13 protein-coding genes are annotated in these 14406 nt (G+C 64.1%); 7 read left to right on the top strand and 6 right to left on the bottom strand.

The genetic code is table 11. The features are described from left to right. Nucleotides 1-630 precede the first annotated feature (630 nt). Complete coding sequence (locus ACIA76_RS37950) at nucleotides 631-1527, bottom strand: aminoglycoside phosphotransferase family protein (RefSeq protein ID WP_397159365.1); 897 nt, start codon at nucleotides 1525-1527, stop codon at nucleotides 631-633. Between the two features lie 284 nt (nucleotides 1528-1811). Between ACIA76_RS37950 and ACIA76_RS37945 the strand changes: the two genes are divergently transcribed. Continuing rightward, nucleotides 1812-2552, top strand: coding sequence for a metallophosphoesterase (locus ACIA76_RS37945; protein WP_397159363.1), 741 nt, complete (start codon nucleotides 1812-1814; stop codon nucleotides 2550-2552). A 196-nt stretch (nucleotides 2553-2748) separates the two neighbouring features. Here ACIA76_RS37945 and ACIA76_RS37940 read toward each other — a convergent pair whose 3' ends face one another. Next, entirely contained in the window at nucleotides 2749-3642 is an 894-nt protein-coding gene (locus ACIA76_RS37940) for a LysR family transcriptional regulator (RefSeq protein WP_397159361.1), read from the bottom strand. 145 nt (nucleotides 3643-3787) lie between these two features. Here ACIA76_RS37940 and ACIA76_RS37935 point away from each other — a divergent pair, with 145 nt between their 5' ends. Then, nucleotides 3788-4921, top strand: coding sequence for an FAD-dependent monooxygenase (locus tag ACIA76_RS37935; RefSeq protein WP_397159359.1), 1134 nt, complete (start codon nucleotides 3788-3790; stop codon nucleotides 4919-4921). 407 nt (nucleotides 4922-5328) lie between these two features. Continuing rightward, entirely contained in the window at nucleotides 5329-5556 is a 228-nt protein-coding gene (locus ACIA76_RS37930) for a hypothetical protein (RefSeq protein WP_397159357.1), read from the top strand. 54 nt (nucleotides 5557-5610) lie between these two features. Here the strand turns inward: ACIA76_RS37930 and ACIA76_RS37925 are convergent, their stop codons facing one another. From ACIA76_RS37925 to ACIA76_RS37910, 4 genes are all read right to left on the bottom strand, one after another. After that, the gene (locus tag ACIA76_RS37925; protein WP_397159354.1) at nucleotides 5611-5778 is read right to left on the bottom strand and encodes a hypothetical protein; all 168 of its coding nucleotides are present in this window, start codon (nucleotides 5776-5778) and stop codon (nucleotides 5611-5613) included. Between the two features lie 109 nt (nucleotides 5779-5887). Then, nucleotides 5888-6361, bottom strand: coding sequence for a hypothetical protein (locus ACIA76_RS37920; protein WP_397159352.1), 474 nt, complete (start codon nucleotides 6359-6361; stop codon nucleotides 5888-5890). A 108-nt stretch (nucleotides 6362-6469) separates the two neighbouring features. Then, on the bottom strand, nucleotides 6470-7717 hold the full coding sequence (locus ACIA76_RS37915) for a hypothetical protein (protein WP_397159350.1): 1248 nt from the start codon (nucleotides 7715-7717) through the stop codon (nucleotides 6470-6472). 144 nt (nucleotides 7718-7861) lie between these two features. Further along, a complete protein-coding gene (locus ACIA76_RS37910) occupies nucleotides 7862-8158 on the bottom strand; it encodes a putative quinol monooxygenase (protein ID WP_397159348.1) in 297 nt (98 codons plus the stop codon). Between the two features lie 95 nt (nucleotides 8159-8253). On the opposite strand from ACIA76_RS37910, the gene ACIA76_RS37905 reads away from it, so the two are divergent. From ACIA76_RS37905 to ACIA76_RS37890, 4 genes are all read left to right on the top strand, one after another. Further along, nucleotides 8254-9282, top strand: coding sequence for a GlxA family transcriptional regulator (locus tag ACIA76_RS37905; RefSeq protein WP_397159346.1), 1029 nt, complete (start codon nucleotides 8254-8256; stop codon nucleotides 9280-9282). 78 nt (nucleotides 9283-9360) lie between these two features. Further along, entirely contained in the window at nucleotides 9361-9789 is a 429-nt protein-coding gene (locus ACIA76_RS37900; RefSeq protein ID WP_397159344.1) for an SgcJ/EcaC family oxidoreductase, read from the top strand. A 448-nt stretch (nucleotides 9790-10237) separates the two neighbouring features. Then, nucleotides 10238-11368: a YncE family protein gene (locus ACIA76_RS37895; RefSeq protein WP_397159342.1), complete on the top strand. Its 1131-nt coding sequence runs from the start codon at nucleotides 10238-10240 to the stop codon at nucleotides 11366-11368. A 1451-nt stretch (nucleotides 11369-12819) separates the two neighbouring features. Further along, nucleotides 12820-14118 carry a cytochrome P450 gene (locus ACIA76_RS37890; RefSeq protein ID WP_397159340.1) on the top strand — a complete coding sequence of 433 codons (1299 nt, stop codon included), beginning with the start codon at nucleotides 12820-12822 and terminating at the stop codon, nucleotides 14116-14118. The last annotated feature ends 288 nt before the right edge of the window (nucleotides 14119-14406 follow it).

Here is a 14406-nt window from a genome sequence, read left to right as displayed (position 1 = left end):
ACCTACCGGACAGCGAACTTCGTCCGGACCCCGTCGGGGTTACCACGTTCCACACGCGCGAGATACGACCGGGGAGGGTGCCTCCTCTATCCCGGGGACGGCGGTGCTCTCCCGGTCGAGTGCCGTCCTCGACCGGCGCCTGCCGCATTTCAACGGCCAGTCCCTACCCCCTGTCAACCGCAATCCATCGAACAGGGTCCTCTTTACGAGACATCAACGAAGGTTCACGCGATTCACCCGCCCGGCCTGCCCCTGACCCGTGGCCCCCGGATGGAACAGGGACCCTTCGGCGTTCCTCTGAGCTTCGCACCCTGCCGTCACCAGCAACGCACGTCAGAGCGGGGCCGGGCCTCGAGCACGAGCCCGGAACTCACACAGCCGAAACCAGTTTCGGCCCTCCTATCTGCGAGTTCACTCGCATCGTGCGACATCGTGTCGCAACGGCAGTAGTGGACGTTCCGTGAGATCGTTCAGCTACCAACGGCTGCGGCTCGCTTGAACGCCCGCACGGCGGCAATCGAGTGCGTTGGATGCACTGCGACGGGAGCTACGAGAAGGCAGCATCACCGACAAGGAAATCGCCTGAGCCGACCGCCGAACCACGATCGAACACGTTCGAAGCAGCGTGTATCAAAGCCCTTTCAGTACACGATCAAGTGCCGCCCGGCCCGCAGGTCCCCAGTGCGGCTTGCCGCCGGGGAGGCCCCGATCTCCGTTCTGCCCCATGAGCATCAGAAAGAGACTCTTCATAGCAGCCAGCCCGCGGGCGCGCCGGATCGCCGCCTCATCTGCTTGCGCGTACATCTCGAAGAACCGCGAGGCCGTATCCGCGGGTAGCAGCACCCATGCGGCGGCGAGGTCCCACGCCGGATCGCCAGCGAACATGTCACCGAAATCGACGATGCCCGAGAGCATTCCGTCCGAGACGACGACGTTCGCAGGATGGAGGTCGCCGTGCACCCACACCGGCGGCCCCTCCCACGGCTGCGCCGCTGCGGCGTCGGCCCAGACAGCCCGGACGTCGGCAGCGATGTCGTCGGGAGCAACGGCCTGCAAGAATTTCTCGAAGCCGTCCGTGCAGTTCCTGGGATGGGCGCCGCGGTCTTCAGCGATCGGTGCCTCGGCGGGTGCCTCCACATGGAGCGCCCGGAGGAAGCCCGCCAGCGTGTCGGCCGCGTGGGCGCCGCGGCTGATCGTGCCGTGGTCCAGCGGCTCACCGGGAACCCACGTCATCACGGTCCAGTGCTTGGGGAACCGCTCGGACGGTTCGCCGAACCGCACCGGGGTCGGCACCGGGAGCGGCAGGCGCGGGGCCAACACGGGTAGCCACCGCCGCTCCCCGAGCTGACGTTCCGGGGTGGAATCCATGCGCTGCATGCGCACGGCCAACCCGTCCCCAAGACGCCACATTTGATTCCCCCAGCCGCCCGCCACCTCGCGGATGGTCAGCTCTGCAAGGTCTGGATGTTGCTCCTGCAGCAGGTCGCGGACCAGGTCTGCGGTGATCTCGATCTCGCTGTCAGCCATACGAAGTCAGGGTACTGAGGCAGGATACGAAATGGCGGATCAGCGGCTTGCGATGGAACGGCCCTGAAGGTCAGTGCGTTCGAGCGTCGGTGCATCGCGGTCGTGACCGCGCGGCAGGGCATCGGTCCAGGGAGTTGAAATTGGCTCGCGACAGGCGATGTGGTTGTGTTCGAGCATGGGAACATGATCGAAACGACAGCGGTGTCGGGAGTGGCTACGGTCGCGAGGGGAACAGCGCCGACTCTGGGCCCGAACATGATGTATCCGATATCGCGGGGGCAACGATGATCGTCATCGCCCATGTCAGCGATCTGCACCTGGACACCGGCCCGCGGGCCACGCGGCGTGCCGAGCGGGTCCTGAACTACCTGCGCGGCATGGCTGACCAACTCGACGCGGTGCTGGTCACCGGTGATATCGCCGACCACGGCGCGGCTGTCGAATATGACCAGGCACGGGCGGTGCTGGACCTGCCGTGTCCGGTACTGGTCCTGCCCGGCAATCACGACACCCGCTCCGCGTTCCGGGTAGGTCTACTCAGCGAGAGCGGTTCCGAGGACGAGGTGAACCGCGTCGTCCGCATACCCGGCGCGGTCTTCATGCTGTGCGACTCCACGATTCCCGGCAGCGACGAGGGCATGTTGAGCGACCGGACACTGATGTGGCTGGACGAGGCGCTCGCCACGGAGACCGACGGCCTGCCGGTGTTCGTGTGCTTCCACCACCCTCCCGTGGAACTGCACACCCCCTTCGTGGACCGGGTTCGCCAATTCGGTGAACAGCGCCTTGCCGAGCTGTTGACCCGTCATCGGCAGGTCGTCGCGGTGCTGTGTGGACATGCCCATGTCGCCGCCACCACGATTTTCGCCGGGCTCCCGTTGTGCGTGGGCCCCGGTGTGGTCTCGACCGTCCCGCTGCCCTGCGAAGGCCGCGCCGAGGTCGACTACGACCTTGCCCCGGGACTGGCCTTTCACATCCTCGACGACCAGCACCGCCTGGTCACGCACTTCCGGGCGCTCGACTAGCCGGTGCCGTGTTCCTCGGATGCTCGGACAGCCGCTGGTAGACATCCGCACATCGGCTACTGGGCGTTCGGACCCCCGGATGCGTTTGTAACCGTGCCGAGCATGACGGGTCGTCGCGCCTCTGCCTTGACTCGAGCGTCGATGTCTTCGCTGGTCAGGTCCGTATAGTTTTGCGTGTCATAGAGATCGTCGTCGCTCAGAGGTTTTGCCGGGTGAGAGCGCTGCGGACGTGCTCGCGGAACCAGCGGTGCGCCTGATCGGCGTCCTGCCTGGGATGCCAGGCCATCCCGATCTCGATGGGCGGCAGGGCAAGTGGGATGGGAAAGGTGCGTAGCCCGAGCGCGGTGACGGCGTCGGTCAGGCCGCCGCCGGGGGTCATGCAGACCAGGTCGGTTGTTTTGACCAGCATCATCGCACCGAGGTGACTGGGTACGACGACCGCGACGTTTCGCCGCAGGCCCTGTTTGGCCAGCTCGGCATCGATCGGGCCGTGGCGCTTGGCGGTGCGGGAGATGCTGATGTGGTCGGCGGCGGCGAATCCGCGGGCGTCGATGGGGTTGTCGAGCAGTGGGTGATCGCTCCTGGCCACACCGAGTGGCGGCACGGTCGTCAAGTGTTCGGTACGGGTCTCCGGATCGAGGTGGTCCAGCACCCCCACCTCGATATCCACCACACCTTGCCGGAGGGCGGGGGTGTCCTCGAAGGATTCGGCGAGGAATACGACACCGACCCCGGGAGCCTGGGAGTGCAGTCGACCGATCAACTGCGCGGCCAGGCCTGCGAGGAGGAACTCGCTGATCTGTACGGTGAATGTTCGCTGCAGCGTGGCGATGTCGAGGCCGCCCGAAGGCGCGAGGACCGTCTCGGAACGCTCGATGAGCGCGCGCACCTCCGCCCGGAGTTCGAGGGCTCGGGGGGTGGGTGTCATCTCCTGCCCGGCACGGACGAGGAGCGGGTCACCGACGATCCTGCGGAGGCTGGCGAGTTTACGGCTCATCGCGGCGGGCGAGGTTTTGAGCCGGTCGGCGGCCTTGGTCACGCTGGTCTCCTGGAGCAGCGCGTCGAGCGCAGCGAGCAGGTTCAGGTCCACGGCAGCTCCCCGAGATTATTGCTCAGAACGGAATTATTGCGTGCCGATCTTTGCATTGCTGACACGGTATCCCGCGTCGAGGCTGGAAGTGACCGCGATACGCGGCAACGCAATTCACCGAGATCGGCAGCATTGGGAGAGTGTCGTGCGAAACAAGAACGTTTTGATCTCCGGAGCAAGTGTGGCGGGGCTGGCGCTGGCTTACTGGTTGCAGCGCGCGGGTTTTCATACGACAGTCGTGGAGCGGGCGCCCGGCCTGCGCCGGGGCGGGCAGGCCATCGACATCCGTGGCACGGCGTTACACGTCGTGGAACGGATGGGGCTGCTCGATGAGATCCGGGCCGCGACGACCGACGTGCGCGGAATGTCGTTCGTGGACAGTCGGGGTGTGGAGTTGACCAGGACCACCGAGTCCACTCTGACCAGCGGATTGATCGGCACCGACGACGTCGAGATCATGCGCGATGACCTGACGACCCTGTTGTTCGACCCGAGCCGCGCCGAGACCGAGTATGTGTTCGGCGATTCCATCACCTCGATCACGCAGGACGACCACGGTGTCGAGGTCGACTTCGAGCACACCGGTCGGCGTCGTTTCGACCTGGTGATCGGCGCGGACGGCCTGCACTCCGGCGTGCGCAGGCTGGTCTTCGGCCCGGAGTCGGAGTGCATCCACTTCCTCGGTATGTATCTCGCGATCTTCAGTGTGGAGAACTATCTCGGCCTCGACCGTTGGCAGGTGTACCACACCACTGATGACGCGCTGATCGGCGTCTACAGCGTGCGGCGGAACGCCGAAGCACGGGTGATGCTGCGGTTCGGGTCCGAGGAACTCGCCGTCGACCATCGGGATCTCGACCAGCAGAAGACCATCATCGCCGAGCGCTACGCCGATGTCGGCTGGGAAACGCCCCGGCTGCTGGCGAGTATGTGGGACGCGCCGGACTTCTACTTCGACCCGATGAGCCAGGCCTGCCTCGATCGCTGGTCGAACGGGCGGGTCGCGCTCGTCGGCGACGCGGGTTACTGCGCTTCACCGCGCGGTGGCATGGGCACCAGCATGGCCCTCGTCGGAACCTACGTGCTCGCAGGCGAACTCGCGAACAACTCCGGCGACCACCGGGTAGCTTTCGAACGCTACCAGCAGGCGATGGCAGGCTACGTCCACGAAGTCCACCAGCTCGCGCAGGACAAGGCCCTCGACAGAACGGTCCCGCCCGCCATCCTCGCTCACGCGGCCAACGCCGTCACACTCGAGGACTATCCCGTCTATTGCTGACACCGCCGAGCCGCGTACGGCTGTCCGCTACTCGGGATGTCCTGCGCCGCGGGACATCCCGACGCGAAATGGACTCGGCGACAGCGGATCACGACGACAGGACTACCGGCAACGGTCACACCACGGGAATCCCGCAGGGACAGTGCGAGTCTGGTGATGATGCTCGCCACGATCTCTTTCTCTCGGCGAGTGGGTGGGTGACGGGTGCGGGCACTGCGCATTCGTTTCCCATGTGAAACCTTCGAGGTGGACAAAATCACCTACGTCGACAACGGAATGGATTGGACGAGATCGACTGGCGGCCAACGGCTACGGCTCGCTCGAACGACCTGCACGCGGCAGAGTAGTGCGTTCGATGTCTTGCCCTCGGCGCGTGGTGATCTGAACCCTCGTAAGGTTCTCGAATCATGAGGGTACGCATCCAGGCCGGGGACAAACCGATCACAGTCACCTACGAGATCCAGGGCGATGAGCATCAACTCGCGGCCGGCGACCACGTGATCGTGGAGTACGACAATACTTTCGGCTATGCCGATGACGTACACATCGAACATGCCGACAATGGTGTCGTCATCTACATTCCGACGGGGGATTGGCGTGTGTGGTCGTCAGCCGGAATCGATATCTCGCCGTGAGAACTCATCCTGAATTCGGCATGCGCGTGCATCCCCTGGCCGAGCTGATCTCCGTCAGCGGGGCGAACCGGTCAGTGTGGCAAGCCATTCGTGTTGTGGGTGGATGCGGGTGAGCCATGCCGACAGTCGCTCGACACGGTGGGTGGGGAGAAGCGGCACCACTCGCGCGAAGTCGGCGTCGTCTTTCGCGCGATGTGCTTTGGCTTTGAAAAGCAGTGCCACCTCCGGGATAGCGTACGGGATTGCGGCGTCTCCGATCTCGACCAGTTCCGCATAAGGCAGGGTGATAGAACGATCCCGGCGACAGATCCACCTGTCGCCGTCGTGTGGTTCACGGAAGACGCCGAGGTGGGGAGCCGTGAATGCCGCAGCGGACCGCGGGGTACGTCGCAGTCGGACCGCGATCGAGGACGCGCTGATCGCGGTCGTCCTGGACAAGGGGGTACCACGCTGTCACCGTGCGCGAGATCATCGCCGGGCCGACATCAGCCGTTCCACCTTCTACCGAACCACCGAGCAGCCGGTTCGTAACATCAAGGGCCATCGAATCCCTGTGCTCTCGATCCGGCTCCTCCGAGAACAAGGTTAGATGCGACAAGCTCACGCTGGAATGACTGTTCGGTATCGTATCGATGTTCATCGTTGGGATAGTCCCTGCGGCAGTGGTCGGTGCCGCGTGACCGGTGATCGTGCCGATCAGGATCTGCCTTGTTCGCGACGCTCTGCTATAGCCGCTGAGTGGGTGTGACTGATCACCGTATTTGCCACTGGCTTTCATCGATTTGTCACCAATCGCGATCTGCACGACAGGAATTGTCGTGACGACCGTCTACGTCTGCCTCGCTGCCGTAGCCGTACAACTGAGTGACCAGCGGAGTTCGGGTTCATAATCGTGACGACGCGGCTCGGTTCGTCAACGGACGAAAGTCGATACCGTCGGAAACGGCAGATCCAGCGGCATGCCGTCGAAACTTCCGGAGAAGGCGTTCTGGAGATGCTGGATGGTCGACACCGATCCGGGAACGTCGGTGTGGCCTTTGGACATGGTGGTCATGAAGTCTGCACCGGGCCCCGCGGCATCGAAAGCGTGCGGCTCGGTGACCGTGAAGGTCAACTTCTCGCCACCGCAGCCGGTAGTAATCCGCTTCGGATAGCGGAAGGTGCCGGTATGGGGCGAGAAGCGGTCGCTCGGATAGTCGCTCATATCCTGGTACTCATAAAAATCGGGTACGCACATGGTGCGCTGACCATCGGCCGCCGTGTGCGCGAATATGCCGGTCAAGGAGCCGTCGTTCTGGTGGATCAGAAACACCTGATCGGAAGAACCGTCGGGGTTTCCACCCTGGAGGTAGTCATAGCCGTTGTTGTGGCCGGGGCCGAGCACCCAGAATCCCGGGCTCAGTTGCCCATTAGGTGACACGCCGAATCGGAGATTCTCGAAGATTCCGCTCGTTCCGCCCTGGGACATGCGCTCCTGCTCACCGGCCCAGTCGTGGATCTGTTGAGGTGCGTCCATGCTGGGAAACTTGATGGTGCCGTTCACCTTGGCCGTTCCGATTCCGGATGCCCAGAAGACCTTTTCCCCGTCCCAGGTGAGGGGATCCATCTTCGCACCGGGATGCCAGTTGCTGTAGTAAACGTCGACGAAGGTGTCGGCGGCAGGCATGTGAACCTGAAGGTGCCAGGCGTCGGCCTGCTGATCGTAGGCGAAATCGAGGTCGTTGCTGTGGAGCGCGGGCATCTGCGGCGGGAGGGTGCGGGTGACAGGTGCCGACGGGATGTTCCACTGATGTATGAAGTGGCCGTCCGGGTCTTCGGTCCGGAAGCTCATGACAGGCACCATGTATTCGTTGAAGGTCATCTGGAAGATTCCGGGACCCTCTGGGTTCAGCATCGAGAACCATTGGAAATCGATCCCAGCCGGGACAGGTTTCGTCATGTCGTAGACCGTCGCGTCGCCGAGTATCACATCGGGATCGGGCGGCAAGCCCGGCGCTGGCTCGGCACTCGCGGATGTCGGCACCACCACAGCAGCGGCGCCGAGCACACCGGCCGTCATCACCAGGGCCTTCCGAAGCAGCGACTCCATATCCAACCCCTTCCTGACCGTCAACTCCCGGGCGGCACCGAGGAAGTGCCGCTTGCAGAACCGCACCAGCACAGAACTGACCAGACAATAACCGGCTATCGAAAGAGCAAGGACGCCGTCACTCCGGTTGGCGACAGATGTCATGAACACGTCACAAATACAAGTGATCAGCGACAGATTCGCACCAACTCCCCGATCTCGACCAAGACTTCAGAACTACTTGACGGCGACGAGGTCGACCAACTGGATGTTGGGGGGCGTGGCCAGCAGGTCGTCGGCGACCTTGCCGAGTTCTACGGGAATCTGCCCGTTCAGGTGCGCTTGGCGGCCGCTCTCGGCGGCGAAGGTGTCGAAGATCCCGTAGGTCGTCTCGTTCACCTTGAACGCATACCACGTGACGGTGTCGGTCTCAGCCACCGCGAGTGCGCGGCCTGCCTCGAGAAACGCGGCGAGTTCGTCCCCCTTGCCGGGCTTGGCCTCGAGCAGAGCGAGGATTCCGAAGTTGAGAGTCATTTCCAGGTCCTTTCGAATCGGTACTTCAGAAGCCTATGACCTGGCCTTACGCGTTCGGGAGTGGCGGATGCGCCGTTCTTGTTATCATTTCCGACATGCGAATCGCGGTGGTGGCGCTCGACGGCGTCTTCGATTCGGGGCTGGCCGTCGTCCTGGACGTTCTCGAGACGGCAAACGCATTGCGTGACAACGTCGCTGGCACTCCCCCGCCGTTCGACATCGTCGTCGCCGGACTGGCCGCCACCGCACGCACCGGGCATCGGCTCGAGATTCAGACCGTTCCACTGGATGACCTGCCGAACACCCCCGAACTCGCCGTGCTACCCGCCCTGGCGGCGACACCGCCGTCCAGGATCATCGAATCCGTCCGCGAACACCCTGTGCTGGAATGGATCCCGGCATGGCACGATGCGGGCGTCCGTCTCACCGCCGCCTGCACCGGCACATTCCTACTCGCGGAATCGGGCGTGCTGGACGGCCGGACCGCGACGACGAGCTGGTGGCTGGGGCCCGTCTTCCGCGGTCGATACCCCGCGGTGAAGCTCGACGACAGCAGAACCCTGGCCCAGGACGGCCGAATCACCACCGCCGGCGCGGCTTTCGCGCATATCGACCTCGCCCTCTCGATCGTGCAACGGCGCAGCCCCGCGCTGGCCGATCTGGTCGCACGATTCCTGGTCACCGGCGATCGCCCGTCACAGGCGGCGTTCGCGGTGCCCTCGATGCTGGTCGCGAGCGACCCGACGCTGGTCGCGTTCGAACGGTGGGTCCGCGACCACATCGCCGAACCGCTCCAAATCGCACAGGTGGCCGACAAACTCGGCGTCAGCGAACGAACACTGCAACGCGCAACCGCCGTCACACTCGGAATGTCCCCTCTGGAATTCATCCAGGAGATCCGCCTCGACCAGGCCGCATACCTGCTGCGGACGACGAACCGCACCGCCGCCTCGGTAGCCGCAGCCGTCGGCTACCAGAACGTCAGCACCTTACGCACCCTCGTCCGCCGCCGCCGAGGCGTCACCCTCACCGCCTTCCGCGGATACCACGTAGAATCCATCACCAGAAAGGTGCCTTTCGAACGCGAGAATTCAACCTTCAGCAAGTCGAACTATCGCAGGTAGCAGGCATCTTTCGCCATTCCGGCGGCGCATCAGCCCGGGCAACACGATTGATCGAGGTTAGGTTTCAGACTTCGTTTCATGCATGAATCCGCTGAAGCGATCCGAGAGCTCCTCGATCGCTACACCGAACTCTGGATACAGCATGAGATGCAGGAGTGGGGGCAGTTGTTCACCGAGGATTGCGACTTCATCACGCACCGTGGCCTGTGGTCGCGATCGCGCGAGGACAACGTGCGCGGACATGAAGATGTCCCGGATTCTGTTCTCGCGCAGAAGAAGAACTACAGCCAGACGATTCTCGACGTTCAGTCGATCGCTGCCGGAGTGGTGCTCGTGCACACACAGTGGGCATGGGCTGACCACGTCTTGCCCGGCGCTGACGCCGGCGAGGACCGTCGCGGTCTCATCACTCTGGTACTCGTCGAGCGGGCGGGTCGCTGGTTGATCCGGGCGGCGCACAATACGCGGCTCAACAGCCTCGACAACTTCACCTCGGTCACTTCATAACGCCGCAAGGTTCCGATCGCCCAGGTCGGCGGTTGCAGTGCGGGGCCTACGTGGACGCTCGCGCATCGGCAATTCCGGACGTTCTGCGCCGCAGTCGATCTCGCCCTGCCGAACGCCCGCGCAGCGGCAGAAGCGGACGTTCGCAAGACGGGGCCCGGTTGACCGTTGGTCGTGGTCGCCCTAGCGCGTGGTTGTACCAATTGCGCGTGTTCGTGCGAGGTCCGCGCCGCTATCGTCCCCGGGCGCGCCGGCACAGCTCATTGATTGCTGTTTGATAACCAGATGGCGCGTTAATCGCATCGGCCTTCGGCGATACCTTAGCTTCGGGTGGACCTGTGTTATCCGATCCATTCACTGCACCGACCGCGACAACTTCACCCGCTGCGGGAACTCTCGTATTCCCGGCGTATACGAAAGCCCTATCCCTACACATGGTTAGGACGACGCAATGCGCGCACCCGGACTCGGCAGGATCGCCCTCGCGACCGTACTTATCGGCGCCGTGATGATGACAGCCGCCCCGGCGGCCACGGCCGAATCCGGCCCGCCCGGTGAACTGTGGATTCCCGAGACGGGCAGCGACACCGTCGCCGTCATGGACACCGCCACCGATACCATCACCCGTAGATACCCGATCAACGCAGCGATCGGCCCCGCTACTCCGTTGATAGTGACGGCGAGCCCGGACGGCTCCAAAGTGTATGTGGTCAATTACACCGCGCTCGCCACGCCGTCGATCGGAATCATCGACCGGCGCAACGGAACCACCCGGATAATGCCGGTCGATTTCTTTCCGAGCAGCGCCCTGGTCTCGGCCGACGGCAAGGAACTCTATATAGGGCAAAAATGTTTGCCATTCTGTTTTGGTGCGCGTGGGTTCGACGTGCTGGTGCTCGATATCGCCACCGACACTATTGTGCGGCGGCTGACCCCCGAGGGACCTGCCATCAATGCGAACCTCGGGCCCGACGGCCTACTCTACAACGGCTTCCTCGACGGGATCAGCGCTATGGATCCAGTGACCGGTGCGGTTGTCAAACCGAAGCTCAAGCTCAATGATAAAGATGCGGCCTCCGTGGCCACCCATGACGGCTCCTTTGCCGCCTTCACCCATGACGGAACCAAGATGTACGTCTTCTCTCAAACCGAAATCCACGTCATCGACGTCGAGCGCTGGACCGTCACCAAGTCCTTCAAGAACGGGCCGTTCACCGGGGTGATCTCGCCGGACGGCAGCAAGCTGTACGTGACTCAGATCGGCAACGGCACCACCGGTGTCATGGTGTTCGACACCGGTGACGAACACCTGCTGGGAACTATTCCGGCCGAGGGACAGGTCATCGGAATGACGTTCAGCGGCGACGGCTCTCGCGGCTACATCAGCGATAGCGGGCCGACGACGCGAAGTAATCTGGGCGGCTCCTATGGCCTCGATCTCTTCTTCGCTGGCATCGATGTGCGTCCGCCCGCCTACGGGCCGGGGCGGATCATCACCTTCGACCCGGCCACCGACCAGGTCCTCTCGTCCGCGCCTACCGCGGTGGCTCCGGCCATCCCGATCTGGCTGCCGAATCTCTGACGGCGATCGGCTATTCCGGTGCACGCACTGTGGTGTCCAGGCATTCACCTACTCAACTATCCATAAACACCAGGCCAACGACCACTCGAGGACAATCCCGGAGCTCTGCGAGATTGCAGCAACCTGGACGCGAGCAGCCACATGCACCACACAATCTGAACTGTTCACCAGATCATCCGCTCGAGGATACGGGCCGCTCAGGCAACAAGTTTCATTGACGCACGATAATCGGCTACTTGTGCGCGCGTTGGGAAGTGCTGTCAGCCAACCTGTTTGGACGGGTGACCAACGCGCGCTCCGCGGCAGGAGCGGATGTCGGCCGGCATTGGTTCTTTGCTCTTGATGGACATGGTATTCGACCGTCTGCCGCTAGGGTTGACTGTGTGAGGGCGGATGAGGACTTCCCTGAAGACTGGGGGCGAACCCTCGTCGGCGAGGTCGAGAGGGACGAAGACGAGTGGCTTTTCTCGGATTGGCGTGCGGTGGTGTATCCCGGAGAAACCGAGGGCCGCTATGGCCACCACAAGGAGGCTGCCGGCCGCGATGAGCTACGGCGGGGACTGGTACGACCTGACGGAGCAAGCTGAAGACGAGTACCCCACGGGTCGGCGAGTGGAGCCCGTCCGCGCCTCGACAGCCAGGCTGCTGCGAGTGATTCACGAGAACGATCTCGTTACTGTCCGTGAACAACTCAGCGCCGGAGCCGATCCCAATGCCGGTGAGGGCCCCGGCGGTGTCCACCTCAGCTTCTGCGAACCCCGCGCACCGACAGCCCTGGGGAACGCGTATTCACCCGAAATCGTGGCGGCACTGTTGGCCGCGGGTGCCAGACGCGCAGTCTCGAAACCCTGCCAACCGACATGATCTGCATATCGTCCCTTCAGAACTCCGCGCCGGCCAGTTTCGGCACGCGCCGGTCGCCGGCCGTTACGTCGGCGCGGGAAGCGGCATGGACAGTGGTCAGCGCTGCGGGCTGCCGGACTCCAATTGCGAAGTCGGACTGTGCTTTCGTCCCAAAAGGCGCTCCGACACGTTCGGTCCCGATCATCCGCTTGGCGGGCGAACCTCTGGGTGTGTGTGAGCCCTCCGCCCGTGCTCCTGTTGGCGAATTGCCATGCGTCAGAAGAACGGGGAACAGCGTCGTCCAGGACGAGACGATGGCAGCGATCGCTGAGGCTATGACGTTGATGCACGGGACTGCCACGGTGTCAGCAGAATCGGCCGAGCGGGTGGAGCGGACAGCTTTCCTGGGTACATTGGTGAGTGTGCAGATCGGGCCGGGTGATGGCGGGCGCGCAGTGCACCGCGGACGGCGTCGCTCGGTCCGACCGAGCAGTTGTTCCAGGCCCGCACACATCATCGGGTGCTCAGCGATACCAGCACCACGAACCGTTCCTGCTCGTCATCAACGCACATGACGCGTTGGACACCTTCACAGAGGTGAGTTAGTCGTGAACTGCCAGCCGCCCGGCCCGCGCCTGCCGATGACCGTTCAGACTCCGCTGTTCTCGATGTTCCGGCACCGCTGGCTTCCCCACCTCGCGCGGCGGCACGGCCCGGTTATCCACCTCAGGGTCTCCCCGGAGCTCGACGTGGCGGTGCTGTCCGACGTCGACCAGATCCGCTCCGTGTTCCTCGGCTCCACCAGCACCTTCCATGCCGGTGAGGCCAACACAGTCTTCGAGCCGGCGATGGGGGAGCATTCCGTGCTGAGCACCGACGAGGACGCTCACCTGCGCCTGCGCAAACAGCTGATACCGGCCTTCCGGGGCTCAGCCCTGCACGACTACCAGGACATGATCACCACGTTGGTGGCCGAGGAGGTCGAGCGCTGGCCGGTCGGCACACCGTTCAGCTCGCTCGAGCGGATGAACGCGGTCACGCTGGAGATCATCCTTCGCGTGATGTTCGGAGTCGAGGCCGGACACCGGCTGGACGAGCTGCGCGCTCGGCTGAACAAGGTGCTGGAGATCAGTGCGGCGGAGCTTCTCGCGGAGAACCGGCCGTGGCTGCAACGGTTCGGCCACTGGCGGCGGGCGGCGGCGAACAAGCAGCGGGTGGATGAGCTGCTGTATGCCGAGATCGCCGACCGCCGCCTGGCCGGTGACCTCGGCCTCCGGCGCGATGTGCTGTCCAGGCTGCTCACCGTGTCCTCGACGGCGCAACGCCCGTCCGACACCGAGCTGCACGACCACCTGGTCACCCTGCTGTTCGCCGGCCACGAGACGATCGCCACCGCGCTCGCTTGGTCCTTCCACGAGCTGGCGCGACACCCGGCGATCCTGGATGCGGCCGTCCGTTCCGCCGTGGCCGGCGAGGACAGATACCTGGAGGCCGTGGTCAAGGAGGTGCTACGGCTGCGGCCGGTGATCGTCGAGGTGACCCGCAGACTGACCGAGGACACCGAGGTCGGTGGTTACCGGATCCCGGCCGGGTGGACCGTCATGCCCTCGATCGTGCTGGTGCACCAGGATCCGGTGCACTTCGCCGAGCCGGCCGAGTTCCGGCCGGAGCGCTTTCTGGAGAGCAGTCCGCCCGCCGGCAGCTGGCTGCCGTTCGGCGGCGGTGTCCGACGCTGCCTCGGGGCCGGATTCGCCGTGCAGCAGGGTGTCATCGTGTTGCGGGAGGTGCTGTCACGTTTCCGGATCGAACCCGCCAGCGCCCGGCCCGAACAGCCTCGACTCCAACACCTCACACTGGTGCCCAGCCGGGGAGCCCGGATTGTGGTGCGTCCCCGGATCGGGGCATAGCTTGGTCATCGGCGTCGTCAACTCCGCGATCCCGGGCACGCCGAGCGTGATCGACAACCGTAATCGGCAGTTGCGGACGTTCCGTGAGATCGCTTGGCTACCAACGGCTGCGGCTCGCCTGAACGCCCGCGCGGCGGCATGAGCGTGCGTTGCTAGCCGTGACAATAGACCCGAACAAGCACTGTGTCTTCGGGCAGTGTCTCCAGGTAGTGTTCGTTGCCGCCGGGTGGTATCGGGCAGTCGGGCTCGTCTTCGTAGGACGTGTTCTCGTCCCAATCTTTATGTCGG

Source organism: Nocardia sp. NPDC051570, assembly GCF_044454005.1.
GTDB lineage: Bacteria > Actinomycetota > Actinomycetes > Mycobacteriales > Mycobacteriaceae > Nocardia.
Note: the sequence above shows the minus strand (reverse complement) of the source record. Positions and strands in the feature narration are given on the sequence as shown.